The sequence below is a fragment of the Pseudomonas sp. W4I3 genome, assembly GCF_030816195.1.
Taxonomy (GTDB): Bacteria; Pseudomonadota; Gammaproteobacteria; order Pseudomonadales; family Pseudomonadaceae; genus Aquipseudomonas.
Map to the genome: position 1 here is coordinate 1,558,702 of NZ_JAUSXS010000001.1, position 15,287 is coordinate 1,573,988.

15 protein-coding genes are annotated in these 15,287 nt (G+C 59.9%); 7 read left to right on the forward strand and 8 right to left on the reverse strand.

All coding sequences use genetic code 11. The annotated features are described in order from the left end of the window. Positions 1-17: 17 nt before the first annotated feature. Positions 18-2,309: a TonB-dependent siderophore receptor gene (locus tag QF045_RS06975; protein WP_306491585.1), complete on the reverse strand. Its 2,292-nt coding sequence runs from the start codon at positions 2,307-2,309 to the stop codon at positions 18-20. A 205-nt stretch (positions 2,310-2,514) separates the two neighbouring features. Here QF045_RS06975 and QF045_RS06980 point away from each other — a divergent pair, with 205 nt between their 5' ends. After that, positions 2,515-3,195 (forward strand): Fe2+-dependent dioxygenase, encoded by a 681-nt coding sequence (locus QF045_RS06980; protein ID WP_306491586.1) that lies wholly within the window; start codon positions 2,515-2,517, stop codon positions 3,193-3,195. 1 nt (position 3,196) lies between these two features. Further along, positions 3,197-3,946, forward strand: a complete 750-nt coding sequence (locus QF045_RS06985; protein ID WP_306491587.1) for a tetratricopeptide repeat protein — start codon at positions 3,197-3,199, stop codon at positions 3,944-3,946. 71 nt (positions 3,947-4,017) lie between these two features. Here QF045_RS06985 and QF045_RS06990 read toward each other — a convergent pair whose 3' ends face one another. From QF045_RS06990 to QF045_RS07010, 5 genes are all read right to left on the reverse strand, one after another. Continuing rightward, positions 4,018-5,181 carry a type III PLP-dependent enzyme gene (locus tag QF045_RS06990; protein ID WP_014716890.1) on the reverse strand — a complete coding sequence of 388 codons (1,164 nt, stop codon included), beginning with the start codon at positions 5,179-5,181 and terminating at the stop codon, positions 4,018-4,020. 474 nt (positions 5,182-5,655) lie between these two features. Further along, positions 5,656-6,813 carry a betaine/proline/choline family ABC transporter ATP-binding protein gene (locus QF045_RS06995; protein ID WP_005784718.1) on the reverse strand — a complete coding sequence of 386 codons (1,158 nt, stop codon included), beginning with the start codon at positions 6,811-6,813 and terminating at the stop codon, positions 5,656-5,658. After that, on the reverse strand, positions 6,810-7,463 hold the full coding sequence (locus QF045_RS07000) for an ABC transporter permease (protein WP_306491588.1): 654 nt from the start codon (positions 7,461-7,463) through the stop codon (positions 6,810-6,812). Before QF045_RS07000 ends, QF045_RS06995 begins: the two co-directional genes overlap by 4 nt. An 11-nt stretch (positions 7,464-7,474) precedes the next feature. Next, positions 7,475-8,371, reverse strand: a complete 897-nt coding sequence (locus QF045_RS07005; protein WP_306491589.1) for a glycine betaine ABC transporter substrate-binding protein — start codon at positions 8,369-8,371, stop codon at positions 7,475-7,477. Between the two features lie 19 nt (positions 8,372-8,390). Next, positions 8,391-9,107 carry an ABC transporter permease gene (locus QF045_RS07010; protein WP_124385112.1) on the reverse strand — a complete coding sequence of 239 codons (717 nt, stop codon included), beginning with the start codon at positions 9,105-9,107 and terminating at the stop codon, positions 8,391-8,393. A 330-nt stretch (positions 9,108-9,437) separates the two neighbouring features. Between QF045_RS07010 and QF045_RS07015 the strand changes: the two genes are divergently transcribed. The 5 genes from QF045_RS07015 (at position 9,438) to QF045_RS07035 (ending at position 13,272) form a co-directional block, all read left to right on the forward strand. Continuing rightward, positions 9,438-11,021, forward strand: coding sequence for a peptide chain release factor 3 (locus tag QF045_RS07015; protein ID WP_306491590.1), 1,584 nt, complete (start codon positions 9,438-9,440; stop codon positions 11,019-11,021). Between the two features lie 293 nt (positions 11,022-11,314). Next, on the forward strand, positions 11,315-11,560 hold the full coding sequence (locus QF045_RS07020) for a hypothetical protein (RefSeq protein ID WP_306491591.1): 246 nt from the start codon (positions 11,315-11,317) through the stop codon (positions 11,558-11,560). 94 nt (positions 11,561-11,654) lie between these two features. Beyond that, positions 11,655-11,912, forward strand: coding sequence for a hypothetical protein (locus QF045_RS07025; protein ID WP_306491592.1), 258 nt, complete (start codon positions 11,655-11,657; stop codon positions 11,910-11,912). 233 nt (positions 11,913-12,145) lie between these two features. Further along, a complete protein-coding gene (locus QF045_RS07030; protein ID WP_306491413.1) occupies positions 12,146-12,442 on the forward strand; it encodes a transposase in 297 nt (98 codons plus the stop codon). Continuing rightward, positions 12,439-13,272 carry an IS3 family transposase gene (locus QF045_RS07035; RefSeq protein ID WP_306491412.1) on the forward strand — a complete coding sequence of 278 codons (834 nt, stop codon included), beginning with the start codon at positions 12,439-12,441 and terminating at the stop codon, positions 13,270-13,272. The genes QF045_RS07030 and QF045_RS07035 overlap by 4 nt, the downstream gene beginning before the upstream one ends. A gap of 70 nt (positions 13,273-13,342) precedes the next feature. Here QF045_RS07035 and QF045_RS07040 read toward each other — a convergent pair whose 3' ends face one another. Together QF045_RS07040 and QF045_RS07045 are read right to left on the reverse strand one after the other, a co-directional pair. Further along, positions 13,343-14,314, reverse strand: coding sequence for a peptide ABC transporter ATP-binding protein (locus tag QF045_RS07040; RefSeq protein ID WP_124361269.1), 972 nt, complete (start codon positions 14,312-14,314; stop codon positions 13,343-13,345). Further along, positions 14,314-15,282 carry an ABC transporter ATP-binding protein gene (locus QF045_RS07045; RefSeq protein WP_306491593.1) on the reverse strand — a complete coding sequence of 323 codons (969 nt, stop codon included), beginning with the start codon at positions 15,280-15,282 and terminating at the stop codon, positions 14,314-14,316. Before QF045_RS07045 ends, QF045_RS07040 begins: the two co-directional genes overlap by 1 nt. Positions 15,283-15,287: the final 5 nt, after the last annotated feature.

The following is a 15,287-nucleotide window of genomic DNA, read 5'->3' on the forward strand; positions in this document are numbered from 1 at the left end:
GCGAACATTGACTGCTTTTAGAAGTGGAAGCTGGTGGTCAACAGCGCCGTGCGACCGGCCGCCTGGTTGGCGAAGTGCGCCGAGTAGGCCTTGTCGTAGTAGGTTTTGTCGGTCAGGTTCTGCACGTTCAACTGCAGGTCAACGTTCTTTGTCAGCTTGTAGCTGGCCATGGCGTCGTAGCGGGTGTAGGACGGCACGTATACGGTGTTGCCCGCATCGCCGTACACCTCGTCGACGTAGAAGGCGCCGCCGCCGACGGTCAACTTGGGCGTGATGTCATAGGTGGTCCACAGGCTGAAGGAGTTCTTCGGTGTGTTGGGCATTTGGTTGCCTTTGTTAGAGCCGGCAGCGACGACGTTTTGACGGTTGCCGATTTTGCCCGGGTCTACCAGCTCGCTTTTCAGATAGCTGTAGCCAGCAAATACTTGCCACTGATCAGTGATTTTGCCGCTGGCCGACAACTCCAGGCCATCGACTCGGGATTCGCCGCCGTTTTCGAAGGTGTTGGAATTCACCAGGATCCGTGTGTTTTTCTTCTCGGTGCGGAATACGGCAGCCGTTAAGGACAGGCGGTTGTGAAACAGATCCCACTTGGTGCCCAGCTCATAGTTGACGGTCTCTTCGGGTTTCAGATCGCTGGTGTTGATGCCGGTGACGAAACCATTGGTTTCCTGACCTTCACCGACCAAGCCGCCAACTGGCGAGGCCGATGTGGCGTAGGACGTGTAGACGCTACCGTTTTCCAAGGGCTTCCAGACAAGCCCGGCCTGCCAGTTGAAAAACTGACTGTCATCCTTGAGCTTGGTACGGCCCGTCGTGGCATTGGTGTTGGCTTGCGTGTCGAAGGTGTCGTAGCGCAGGCCAACGTTGAGCAGCCATTTAGGATCGAGTTCGATGGTGTCGAATGCGTAGGCAGCACGGCTGGTGGCCTTGGTGTTGGTGCCGTTGTAGTTGCGCGCGATGCTGCCGTTCCAGGCATCGTCCGGATTTGGGTTGCTCAGCGAGGTGCAATTACCGCCCACGCCGCCTTTGCCCACATTGCACACCGGGTTGCTGTTAGGGCTGACGGTGTAGCCACTGACACGGGTTTCTTCACCGGTGAATTCCAGGCCGGTGGAGTAGGAGTGCTTCATACCCGCCAGTTGGAAGTTACCAAACAGATCGGTCTGGTTAGTGGTAGTTGTGGTGGTGGACACACGACTGTTGGCGCGACGCCATACGGTGCCAAACTGGTTGACGTTGTGCTGGCTGTCATCAGGTTGCGTCAATACATAGTCCTGACCGGTGCTGCCATGGCGCAGTGTGTTTTTCAGCGTCATGTTGTCGCTCAGGTCGTGCTCGATGGAGAACGTGCTGATGTCGGCGCGGGTCTTGCGGAAGTCACGGCTTTTTAAGCCGTAGAAGTTACTGCCGTCGCCGCCATCGGTAGGTTTGTCGTGAACGTGCACGGCATTTGGGGCTTTGCTGCCATAGCCATAGGGAACCCCCGAATCCGGCAGGTCGTCGCTTTCCATGTGGTAGTAGCTGAGGTTGACGCGGGTCGGTGTGCCCAGGCCGAAAGTCAGCGACGGTGCCACACCCCAACGGTCATAGTTCACCGCGTCGCGGCCGGCCACGTTCTGTTCGTGGCTCATCAGGTTCAGGCGGAACGCGGCGCTGTCGTCGAGGAACTGGCGGTTCACGTCCAGCACATAGCGGCGCGTCTGGTCGGAACCGTAAGTGAAGCCACCGTTGGTGAAGTCCCGCGCTTGCGGGGTTTTGCTCACCAGGTTGAGGCTGCCACCGGCTGAGCCACGCCCGCCGAACGATGAGTTCGGGCCCTTGCTCACTTCGATGGACTCGATGTCGAAGATCTCCCGGCTCTGGCCGCCCGTATCACGCACGCCGTCCAGGTAGGTGTCGCCCTGGGCGTCGAAACCGCGGATGAACGGACGGTCGCCCTGAGGGTTGCCGCCTTCACCGGCGCCGAAGGTAATGCCCGGTACGGTGCGCAAGGCATCTTGCAGCGAGGTGGCGGCGGTGTCCTTGAGCACTTGTTGCGGGACAACGGTGACCGAGCGCGGTGTGTCCACCAGCGGTGCGGTGTATTTCTGCGAAGAGGCTTTTTCCACCTGGTAGGAGGGGGTGTCCTGCTCCTGACCGGTAATGTTGGTGGCGCCGAGGGAAATAGGGGTGCGCTCGCCTTGTGGTTCGGTATTTTCAGCCGCCTGCGCCAAATGGGCGGCAGAGCTGGCGCTGAGGGCAACGCCGATGGCCGAAGCCAGCATGCGTGGTGAACTGGCGGTTGTTGTTGGTTTAGTGCGCGACATGACGTGTCCTTTCCCCAAGGATGTGAGGTCGCGGAATATAGGGCTAACAAGACTTTCTATCAATTGCGATACATTGCTATTCGCATTGAATTTACATTCTTTACACTTTCGGCTTACGGTTTTTACGCGCTGCTTCGTCCCGGCGTTTTACAGGGAGGATAAGAATCAATACCATTGGCGCCTCTCTGATCACAGGTATTGCCCCATGTTGCTGCACATTCCCGGCCTGTTCTCTCGCGAGGAGGTGCAGCGCATTCGCCAAGCCCTGGAAGAGGCCGAATGGGCCGACGGCAAAGTCACCGCCGGGCATCAATCGGCCAAAGCCAAGCACAACCTGCAATTGCCCGAGGGCCATCCGTTGGCCAAGGAAATCGGCGCGGCGATGCTCGAGCGCCTGTGGAGCAACCCGCTGTTTATGTCAGCGGCGTTACCGCACAAGGTGTTTCCGCCGTTGCTCAACTGCTACACCGCGGGTGGCAGTTTCGACTTTCATATCGACAACGCCGTGCGCCAACCCAAAGGCAGCCACGAGCGCGTGCGCACCGACCTGTCATCCACGCTGTTCTTCAGCGACCCCGACGAATACGACGGCGGCGAACTGGAGATCCAGGACACCTTCGGCCTGCAGCGCGTCAAGCTGCCCGCCGGCGACATGGTGCTGTATCCCGGCTCCAGCCTGCACAAGGTCAATGCCGTAACCCGTGGTACGCGCTACGCCTCGTTCTTCTGGACCCAAAGCCTGGTGCGTGAAGACAGCCAGCGCACCCTGCTGTTTGAAATGGACGGCGCCATCCAGCAACTGAGCCGCGACGTGCCGGACCATCCGGCGCTGATCCAGCTCACCGGCACCTACCACAACCTGTTGCGTCGCTGGGTCGAGGTCTGAGATGGGATTCCTGTTGCGTCGCCAGGAAGTGCTCAACGTCGAGCAACTGCAATCGATGCTCGATGATTCGCCGGTGCGCGCTGCCCAGGCGATCCTGATCGCGGCCAGGGAAGGCGTGGTGGATGCCCAGGCCCTGCTCGGGCAGATCCTGCTGGAAGGACGTGGCATCGCCCGCGATGAAGCGCTGGCGCTGCGCTGGTTCCGTATTGCCGCGCAGGGCGGGCACTTGATGGCGCGCAATATGGCCGGGCGTTGCCTGGAGCACGGTTGGGGCTGCGCGGCCGATGAAGCGGCGGCTGCGCGGGAATACCGGCTGGCAGCAGCGGCCGGGTTGGATTGGGGGCAGTACAACTATGCCAATCTTCTGGCAACCGGTCGCGGAGTCGCTGAGAACCAGGTTCAGGCACTGGCGCTGTATCGCCAGGCCGCCGAGCAGGGTCACGCCAAGTCGATGAACCTGCTTGGGCGTTACCTGGAAGACGGACAGCATTGCGCCAAAGACCTCGAGGCGGCTGTCGAGTGGTATCGCCGTTCAGCCCACGCTGGGGATTTCCGCGGGCAATTCAGCCATGCGGCGGTGCTGGCCGACAGCGGCCAGATCGACGCGGCGCTGGAGTGGTTGCACAAGGCGCTGGCAGGCGGGAATCTCACATTCCTGCGAACGGCACACAAGGCGTTGGCACTGGCGGATGATCCGCGAATTCGCGCCATGGCCCAGGCTTACCAACAACGAGCCGCAGCCTTTTCCTGAGCCATAAAAAAAGCCCATGACAGGTCATGGGCTTTTTCTTGCAGCTTGTAGCTTAAAACTCAGCGCTGCTCTTAAACATAAAACGACTTCAACGGCGGAAACCCGTTGAACTCCACCGCGCTGTAGCTGGTGGTGTAGGCACCGGTCGACAGCCAGTACAAACGGTCACCGATCGCCAGGTTCAGCGGCAGGCCGTACTTATAGTTTTCGTACATGATGTCGGCGCTGTCGCAGGTCGGGCCGGCGATGACCACTTCTTCCATCTCGCCTTTCTTCTCGGTCCAGATCGGGAACTTGATGGCTTCGTCCATGGTTTCGATCAGGCCGGAGAATTTGCCCACATCCGTGTACACCCAGCGCTCGACGGCGGTGCGCGACTTACGCGCCACCAGCACCACTTCGCTGACCAGGATGCCGGCGTTGGCAATCAACGAGCGGCCGGGTTCCAGGATGATTTCCGGCAAGTCGTCACCGAAGTCTTCCTTGAGGAAACGGATGATTTCTTCCGCGTAGGTTTCCAGGCTGTTGGTGCGGGTGATGTAGTTGGCCGGGAAGCCACCGCCCATGTTGATCAGCTTCAGGTGAATGCCGTCTTCTTCCTTCAGGCGTTCGAAGATCACTTTGACCTTGGCGATCGCCGCGTCCCACACGCTGATGTCGCGCTGCTGGGAACCGACGTGGAACGAGATGCCGTAAGGCACCAGACCCAGGTCACGGGCAAGGATCAGCAGGTCCATGGCCATGTCGGTCTGGCAGCCGAACTTGCGCGACAAAGGCCAGTCAGCCGTGGTCGAACCTTCGGTGAGGATGCGCACATAGACTTTCGAGCCCGGCGCGGCCTTGGCGATGTTGCGCAGGTCGGCTTCGGAGTCGGTGGAGAACAGGCGCACGCCTTTCTCGTAGAAGTAGCGGATGTCCTTGGATTTCTTGATGGTGTTGCCGTAGCTGATACGGTCGGCGCTGACGCCGCGGTCCATGACCTTGTCCAGCTCGTAGATCGACGCGATGTCGAAGCTCGAACCCTTGTCTTTCAACAGGTCGATGATCTCGACGGCCGGGTTGGCCTTGACCGCGTAATACACCTTGGCGAATTCGAAACCGGCGCGCAGGTCATCGTAGGCCTGGCTGATCATCGCGGTGTCGATCACCACGAACGGGGTTTCCTGTTTGTCGGCGAACGCCTTCATTTTGTCAAAAGTGGCGCGTGCGAAGTAGTCTTCGACGTTGATCGACATGCTGGGAACTCCTAAGGGCAAACTGTAGTAATCAATGGGTGCAACTGAACGTCCTCCGTATCCCCACTTTGGTTCGCCTACTTCCCAAGGCATGTCGCCGAAAGCAAAAAGGCCATGGGCTACGCTGCCCTTGGCCTTGCTGTCTCGTCGTCAGTACTTGAGCCGGATGGATCGTTTCCAGCATGGACGTTCGGCGCGAACTTTAGGGCTTGACGGGCGTGGGATCAACTAAAAATGTCGCGTTTTTGCACGCGTTCGTCGCGCGGCCGCGTGCAGCTCCTTATGTAACCGACCGGTGTGACGGATTGATGTTCCCCGCAGAAGGGAAATTGAGGGTGCCTATCTGATTCACCACAGGGCAAATGTGGGAGGGGGCTTGCTCCCGATAGCGGTGTGTCAGTCACGTCATCAGTCACTGAACCATCGCCATCGGGAGCAAGCCCCCTCCCACATTTTTAACCTCTGGGTGTCAGGTCAGGCCAGGGCGGTCTCGGCCGGGGAGACGATACTGGTCTTGCCCCCACGCGACTTGCCGGAGCTCAAATACTCGGCAATCGACTCCTGGGTCACTTCACCCAGGAACACACGCTCGGCATCCATCACCGGCAACCACGAACGGTTGAACTCGTACATGCGCGACAGCAGGATGCGCAGGTGCTCGTCATACGCCGCCGTGGCGTTGAACTCACGCAGATACTGGCCGCAGGTACCGGTCTGACGGTGCAAGTCGCGACGGCGTACGTAGCCCAGCGCCTTGTTCTCGGCGCAGGTGACCACCACATAGCGGCGGTCATGCTCGTCCATCAGCTCCAGCGCATCGGCCACTGGCGTTTCCGGGCTCACCGATGGCGCGTTGTCCGCGGCATCTTCGGCCTTCACCAACAGCAGGCGCTTGAGGGTGCTGTCCTGACCGACGAAGTTGCTCACGAACTCGTCCGCCGGGTGTGCCAGCAGCGTATCGGGATGGTCGATCTGCAGCAGCTTGCCAGCACGGAAGATCGCGATCTTGTCGCCCAGCTTGATGGCCTCGTCGATGTCGTGGCTGACCATGATCACGGTCTTGTTCAGCGCGCGCTGCATCTCGAAGAACTCGTTCTGGATCATCTCGCGGTTGATCGGGTCGACCGCCCCGAACGGTTCGTCCATCAGCAGCAACGGCGCATCAGCCGCCAGGGCGCGAATCACGCCGATGCGCTGTTGCTGACCACCGGACAGTTCACGCGGATAGCGGTGCAGGTACTGCTTGGGCTCCAGCTTGATCATGCTCATCAGTTCGCGAGCGCGGTCGTGACATTTCTGCTTGTCCCAGCCGAGCAGCTTGGGCACCACCACGATGTTTTCTTCGATGGTCATGTTCGGGAACAGGCCGATCTGCTGGATCACGTAGCCGATATTACGGCGCAGGGTCACTTCGTCGAGGTCGGTGGTGTCTTCGCCGTTGATCAGGATCTTGCCCGAGCTGGGCTTGATCAGGCGGTTGATCATTTTCAACGTCGTACTCTTGCCGCAGCCCGACGGGCCGAGGAATACGCAAATTTCGCCTTCGTTGACGGTCAGGCTTACATCGTTGACGGCGGTGACAGTCTTGCCGTTGCTTTGAAAAGTCTTGGACAGATTTTGAAGTTCGATCATTTGAGCAATCCTTTTGGAGTCAGCGAGCGTTGCAGCCATTGCAGGAGCAGGTCGGCGAAGATGGCCAGGAGACTGACCAGCACGGCGCCGACGATCAGCATCGACATGTCGCTGCGGCTGATGGAAGCCAGAATAAGTACACCCAGGCCACCGGCGCCGATGGTGGCGGCGATGGTCATCACACCGATGTTCATCACCACCGCGGTGCGCACGCCGGCGAGGATCACTGGCACGGCAATCGGCAGTTCGACCATGCGCAGGCGCTGGCCAAAGGTCATGCCGATGCCCTTGGCGGCCTCGCGAATACCCGGTTCGACACCGGTGAGCGCCAGGTAGGTGTTACGCATGATCGGCAGCAGGGAGTAGAGGAACACGGCGGTAATCGCCGGCATCGGCCCCAGGCCCTGGCCGAACTTGGAGTAGAACGGCAGCAGCAGGCCGAACAGCGCGATGGACGGTACGGTCAGCAGCACCGTGGCACTGGCCTGCAGCGGGCCGGCCAGGGTGGGGAAACGCGTCATCAGGATGCCCAGGGGCACGCCGATCAGGATCGCGAGGATAACCGCGATGCCGACCAGGGTGATGTGCTGCCAGGTCAGGTGCAGGACTTGGGTCCAATCAAGGTGGGAAAAGGCGTTCAAAAATTCCATGTCTTTTCCTCTTATTGATTGATCGGATGCTGGCGCAGGAAATCTGCGGCAACAGCGGATGGGCTTTCATGGTCGACATCGACCCGCGCATTCAGCTGGCGCATGGTTTCGTCATCGAACAGCGCGGCCAGCGGCTTGAGCTCGGCAGCCAGTTGCGGGTGCTGGTCGAGGTATTCCTGGCGGATCACCGGGGCGGCGGTGTAGTCCGGGAAGTAGTGCTTGTCGTCTTCCAGCAACTTCAACTTGAAGGCGTTCAGGCGACCGTCGGTGGTGTAGACCAAACCGGCAAACACTTGGCCATTGCGCAGCGCGGTGTAGACCAGCCCGGCGTCCATCTGCCGAGTGTTGTTGCGCGTGAGGTTCATGTCATACAGCTTGACCATGCCCGCCAGGCCGTCGGAACGGTTGGCGAACTCGGTGTCCAGGGCGACCAGGCGATGTTCCTGGGTATCGGCGGCCATGGCGCGGGTGAGGTCACTGATGCTGTTGATCTCGGGATGTTCCTGCGCGACTTTCTCCGGCAACGCCAGGGCGTAGGTGTTGCTGAAGCGCGACGGCGACAGCCAGACCAGGCCTTTTTTCGCGTCGAGTTCCTTCACCCGTGCGTAGGACTGTGCGCTGTCGAGTTTCTCGTCGATGTGGTTGTACGCCACCAGCGACACGCCGGTGTATTCCCAGATCAGGTCCAGCTGACCGCTTTCCTGAGCGCTGCGCGCCAGGTTACTGCCCAGGCCACCGGTCACCTGGGCGTCGTAGCCCTTGGTGCGCAGGTACTGGGAGGTGATTTCGGCCAGCAGGGTCTGTTCGGTGAACACCCGGGCGCCGATGCGGATCAGCGGTTTTTCAGCGGCTTGCGCAATACCTGCAAACAGCAGGACGCAGCCTAGTATCAAGCTCAATTTTTTCATGTCGATTCCTTACCAGGCCTTAAGACGGGCGCAACCCACGTTCCAGCCAGAGGCGGCTGGCCAGGGTGACCAGGCCATCGAGCAGCAGTGCCAGCAGCGCGGTGCACGCGGCGCCGAGCAGCAGTTGCGGCTGGTTGTTCAGGGCGATGCCGGGGAAGATCAGGCTGCCGAGGCTGTTGGCGCCGATCAGGAATGCCAGCGGTGCGGTACCGACGTTGATCGCCAGCGCCACACGCACGCCACCGATAATGATCGGCACGGCGTTGGGCAATTCCACGCGAAACAGCACCTGGCGCGGCGTCATGCCAATGCCGGTAGCGGCTTCCTTGAGTGAGCCCTGCACATTTTTCAGGCCCTCGTAGGTGTTACGCACAATGGGCAGGAGGGAGGCGAGGAACAGCGCGAAAATCGCCGGGCCGCTGCCGATGCCGAGGACGCCGAGGGCGATGGCCAGTACGGCCAGGGGAGGGACGGTGTTGCCGATGTTGAAGATCTGCATGAAACGTTCTGCGCGCCCGACCATGTTCGGGCGGCTGAGCAGGATGCCAGCGGGGAGGCCCACAATCAGGGCGGCCAGCATGGACACTAAAACCAGAATCAGATGAGCTTGCAGGTAAAACAACAAATCGTCGCGGTACAGTTCGATCGTGTTGATGCCGATCCAGTGGACCAGCAGGGCCAGGAGCGCGACGACAACCGCGCCTCCTATCAGCCCTTTGCCATAGCGAATAGCCACAGGCGGACTCCTTTTTTCTTTTGTCGGCGAACACATTTCCGAGCGGCAATGCCATTCCTGGCTGTCGGCAATGAGTTCGCGAAAAGCAGCTCGCCGATACTGGCAATGCAGTATGCGATCGAGCCATGAGCGCAGCCTCGTCAGGCTAACTTGCTGATTTTTCAGCCCCTGTTCCGAGTGCGTTAGCAGGGGAGTGGACGTCTCGACCTTTTAAAAGGTTCCACACTTGGCACCATTTAGCCACCCCTAATCGGGTGAACGGTGGTCCGGCGCCTGGGGTTTGCGCTATACTCGCCGCCCTTTTTTGACTCACCTGCCAGGCGATTTCCCATGACCCACCAGGCCGCCGAAGTCGCGAAACGCCGCACTTTCGCCATTATTTCCCACCCCGATGCCGGTAAAACCACCATCACCGAAAAGCTCCTGCTGATGGGCAAGGCAATCGCGGTGGCCGGCACGGTGAAGTCCCGCAAATCCGACCGCCATGCCACGTCCGACTGGATGGAGATGGAGAAGCAACGGGGTATTTCCATTACCACGTCGGTCATGCAGTTCCCGTATCGCGACCACATGATCAACCTGCTCGACACCCCGGGCCACGAAGACTTTTCCGAAGACACCTACCGCACCCTCACCGCGGTGGACTCGGCGTTGATGGTCCTGGACGGCGGTAAAGGCGTCGAGCCACGCACCATCGCGCTGATGGACGTGTGCCGTCTGCGCGACACGCCGATTGTCAGCTTCATCAACAAACTCGACCGCGATATCCGCGACCCCATCGAGCTGCTGGATGAAATCGAAGCCGTCCTGAAGATCAAGGCCGCGCCGATCACCTGGCCGATTGGCTGCTACCGTGATTTCAAGGGCGTGTACCACCTGGCCGATGACTACATCATTGTCTACACCGCCGGCCACGGCCATGAACGCACCGATGTGAAAATCATCGAGAAGCTCGACTCCGACGAAGCGCGTGCGCACCTGGGCGACGAGTACGACCGTTTTGTCGATCAGCTGGAACTGGTGCAGGGCGCCTGTCATGAGTTCAATCAGCAGGAATTCCTCGACGGCCAATTGACCCCGGTGTTCTTCGGGACGGCCTTGGGCAACTTCGGTGTCGACCATGTGCTCGACGCCGTCGTGAACTGGGCGCCAAAGCCCCTTGCCCGCGTTGCCAACGAGCGCACCGTGGAACCGGTCGAAGAGAAATTCACCGGCTTTGTGTTCAAGATCCAGGCGAACATGGACCCCAAGCACCGCGACCGCATCGCCTTCATGCGTATCTGCTCAGGCCGTTACGAAAAAGGCATGAAGATGCGCCACGTGCGCACCGGCAAGGACGTGCGCATCGGCGATGCCCTGACGTTCTTCTCCTCCGAGCGTGAACAGCTCGAAGAAGCCTACGCCGGCGACATCATCGGCCTGCACAACCACGGCACCATCCAGATCGGCGACACCTTCACCGAAGGCGAAGCGCTGGGCTTCACCGGTATCCCGCACTTCGCCCCGGAACTGTTCCGCCGAGTACGCCTGCGCGACCCGCTCAAATCCAAGCAACTGCGCCAGGGCTTGCAGCAATTGGCGGAAGAGGGCGCCACCCAGGTGTTCTTCCCCGAGCGCAGCAACGACATCATCCTCGGCGCCGTGGGTGTGCTGCAGTTCGACGTGGTCGCCAGCCGCTTGAAGGAAGAATACAAAGTGGAGTGCTCCTACGAGCCGATCACCGTGTATTCGGCGCGCTGGATCGATTGCAGCGACAAGAAGAAGTTGGAAGAGTTTTCCAATAAAGCCGTGGAAAACCTGGCGATCGACGGCGGTGGCCATCTGACCTACCTGGCCCCGACGCGGGTCAACCTGGCGCTGATGGAAGAGCGCTGGCCGGATGTGAAATTCCGGGCGACGCGTGAGCACCATTAAGCGCTGAGCGGTAAAGAAGAGGGCGAAGCTGTCATGGCTTCGCCCTTTTTCATGCCCGCTGCAGTCCCAAATGTGGGAGGGGGCTCAATGTAGGAGCGAGCTTGCTCGCGAAAAACGTCCAGGCAACGCGTTCATTCTGGATAAACGCGGGGGCCCTGAGTTCTTCGCGAGCAAGCTCGCTCCTACATTATTGAGGGCTTGCCCCTCCCGCATTTGATCTTCATAACGCCATGAATTGGCGAGAACTCCGCTTCGGGTCTAGCGTTTACCCACCGACCGTAAAGGAGACTACCGTGCGAAACGCTCAAAGTGCCATCATCCTGGTGTTGCTGGCCGCCCTGGGGCTGACAAGCTTTCCGGCATGGGCCGACGCCGGAGCGCCCCAGTGGAAAGACACCGGCCCGGTCACCAAGAGAAAGCAGAACGAGGTCAATTCTGGCAGCTGGCAACCGCAGCCTCAGCCCACAGACGTCAAAGACCCGGAAAACCCCATCAACGAAGGGGAAGACAGTGTGACCTTCGACGACGGCGAAACCTGATATCTGGCGCGAATCGGGCATTGGGACTAGCTTTTATCCTGGCGACGGTAACCGCTGTCGCGCGGGTTCACCTACTGACTGGATGGAATCGACCATGAGCATTTTTCAGCGCGGGGTGTTGTTGATCAAGGTACTGGTGCTGCTGTCGTTGGGGATGTCGACGGCCTGGGCGCATAACCCGGCGCAGGGTGGGGCTGCGTTGCAGGGGGCTCAGAGCATGGATTTGCAGTTGGCCAAGTCTGAAGCCGAGCCTGGCGATCAGGGTCAGGGCGGCAGCGAAGATGACGATGACTCGACGACCGACGAGCCGGACAGCGACAATCCGGACGATGAAGGCGACAGCCAGACATAAATCGTGCGCAAAAAAGAAGCCCCTCCCGCCCGGCTGATGCGCAACCTGGCGGGAAGGGCTGTAGAACTCATTTACACCGCAGGCCCCCTGTAGGAGCGAGCTTGCTCGCGAAGAACGCACGGGCAACGCGTAAAACCGGATGCCTGCGTTTTCGTTGACGCTTTTCGCGAGCAAGCTGTTGTGGCTCAATATTTATGGACCATGATGTAGGAGTATCAACCTAAGGAAGCGTCATGGGATTTCGGATCGTTACAGCCGAAGAAAAAGCCGAAGCGATTCGTCTGGTCGTTGAGTTGAACTACTCAGTGCCTAAGGCGTGCGAGCAAACGGGTGTGGGGCCGACGGCGCTGCGACGCTGGGTTTCGCGATGGCGCAAGGAGCAGGTAGGAGCAGCGCAAACGACGCGTCCTCAGGATCAGGATCTGATTGATTCGCTGCAGGCCAGGTTGGCGTTGCTGGAAGCCGAGAACGATGTCCTAAAAAAGCAGTTGCCCTCTCATCTAAAGGTGCTGTTTGGCCGAAGAAAATGATTGAGGGCGCCACAAAAAAGCTGTCGGTGCGACGTCTATGCCGCTTGCTGGGCGTGCCTCGCAGCAGCTATTACGCGATGCGCCAGCCCAAACCTGAGCGCAGAATTGAGCCCCAACTGGAAAAGAAAATCCGGCTATTACACCGAGAGCATCGCGGAGCGCTGGGCAGTCGTGGGTTTACAAAAGTCCTGAAAACACAGGGCGTAGTGGTCGGGCGCCATCGTATGCGCAGCTTGATGAAGAGTTTGGGCCTGGTGAGACGTCGGGCCCAGTATGCGCACTATCGGCGAGCCACCAAAGTGTCCAACATCGCGCCCAATGTACTGGAGCGACGCTTTAATCCGGAACAACCCAACACGTTCTGGGCGGGAGATATTACCTATATCCGTGTCGGTGGCAGTTGGTTGTATCTAGCCATTGTGATGGATCTTTTTTCGCGCAGAATCGTTGGTTGGGCATTTTCAAGGACGGCTGATACCGAGCTTTCATTGCAGGCTTTACGACTTGCTGTGGGGCTGCGTCGACCTTCCTCCGAGCTGGTGTTTCACTCGGACCAGGGATGCCAATACACAGCTGAGCGCTTCGTCAGCTACTTGGCTGAAAAGCAGATCGTGCAGAGCATGAGTCGGCGCGGGAACTGTTGGGACAATGCGGTTGTGGAGCGCTATTTCAGATCGCAAAAACACGATTGGTCACCTGAAAATGGTTACTCAACTCACTTCGAAGCAGAGCGGGACGTGATGGACTTCATTGCTCATTACAACCATCGACGCTGTCACTCTGCCTCGAACAACCTGCCGCCAGCCATTTTTGAAAAGCTGGCGGCCTAATACTCCTACAGAATGGTCCAAAAAAACTGGACCGCTACAAGCACGCTCCTACAGGGGCAATCGTCTCGCCTCAGGCGACGAATTGCTCCGCGTAGTGGCAAGCCACCTGGCGGTTATCCAGCGGCCGCAACAGCGGCTCCTCGGTGCTGCAGCGTGCCGTTGCATACGGGCAACGCTTGTGGAAAGCACAGCCAGACGGCGGGTTCAGCGGGTTGGGCAGCTCGCCGACGATCTTGATCTTCGGCTTGTTCGGGTCCGGGTGGATGGTCGGGGTCGCCGATAGCAGCGCCTGGGTGTACGGGTGCAGGGGGCGAGCGTAGATGTCTTCCTTGGGGCCCACTTCTACCGGGCGCCCGAGGTACATCACCATCACGTCGTCGGCAACGTGTTGCACCACCGCCAGGTTGTGGGAGATGAACACGTAGGCGGTGTTGAATTCCTGCTGCAGGTCCATGAACAGGTTGAGCACCTGGGCCTGAATCGACACGTCCAGCGCCGAGGTCGGTTCATCCGCCACCAGCACTTTGGGTTGCAGCATCATCGCCCGCGCCAGGGCGATACGCTGGCGCTGGCCACCGGAGAACATGTGCGGGTAGCGCTGATAGTGCTCGGGGCGCAGGCCCACTTGCTTCATCATTGCCTGCACTTTCTCGCGGCGTTCGGCGGCGGACAGGTTGGTGTTGATCAACAGCGGCTCGCCGAGTTGGTCACCGACCTTCTGCCGTGGGTTCAATGAAGCGTACGGGCTCTGGAACACCATCTGCACGTCTTTGCGCAATTGCTTGCGCTGGGCCTTGTCGGCGCCGGCCACTTCCTGGCCGGCGATTTTCAGGGAGCCTGAAGACGGTTCTTCGATCAGCGTCAGGGCACGGGCCAGGGTGGACTTGCCGCAACCCGACTCGCCCACAACAGCGAGGGTCTTGCCGGCTTCCAGTTCGAAGGACACACCATTGAGGGCACGCACGGTGGCGTGGCCCTTGAACAGGCCACGGGACACTTCGTAGTGACGGGTCAGGTCGCGGGCGGTAAGAACGACGGCCATTACGCCACCTCCTGGTTCAAGGGGTAGAAGCAGCGCGCAAGGCTGTTGGTTTTCGGATCAAGACCGGGACGCTGGGTGCGGCAGTTGTCTTGCACGTACGGGCAGCGCGGCGACAGCAGGCAACCTTGCGGGCGGTCATAGCGGCCCGGCACGATGCCCGGCAGCGTGGCCAGCCGCGTGGCGCCCAGGCTGTGTTCCGGAATCGCCTTGAGCAGCGCTTCGCTGTAAGGGTGCGCCGGAATGTCGAACAGTTGTGGCACCTGGCCCACTTCCACGGCTTGGCCGGCGTACATCACGCAGACGCGCTGGGCGGTTTCAGCCACCACCGCGAGGTCGTGAGTGATCAGCACCAGGCCCATGTTCTGTTCTTTCTGCAAGGCCAGCAGCAGTTCCATGATCTGCGCCTGGATGGTTACGTCCAGGGCAGTGGTCGGTTCGTCGGCGATCAGCAGTTTCGGCTCGCCGGCAATCGCCATGGCAATTGCCACGCGCTGGCTCATACCGCCGGACAGCTGGTGCGGGTAGGCATCCATACGGCTGGCGGCGCCAGGGATTTCCACCTTTTCCAGCAGTTCGATGGCGCGCTTGCGTGCTTGCTTGCCGGACATTTTCAGGTGCAGGCGCAGCACTTCTTCGATCTGGAAACCCACGGTGTAGCTGGGGTTCAGCGCGGTCATCGGGTCCTGGAATACCATCGCCAGGTCTTTGCCGACGATTTGGCGGCGCTGACGGTTGCTCAGCTTGAGCATGTCCCTGCCGTCAAAGGTCAGCGCATCGGCGGTGACGATGCCGGGATGCTCGATCAGGCCCATCAGCGCCATCATGGTCACGGATTTACCCGAGCCCGACTCGCCAACGATCGCCAGCACTTCGCCCTTGTCGACTGAAATGTCGAGGCCATCGACCACCGGCACGGCGGTCTTGTCGCCGAAGCGAACGTTGAGATTCTTGATTTCTAACAGTGACATGGGAA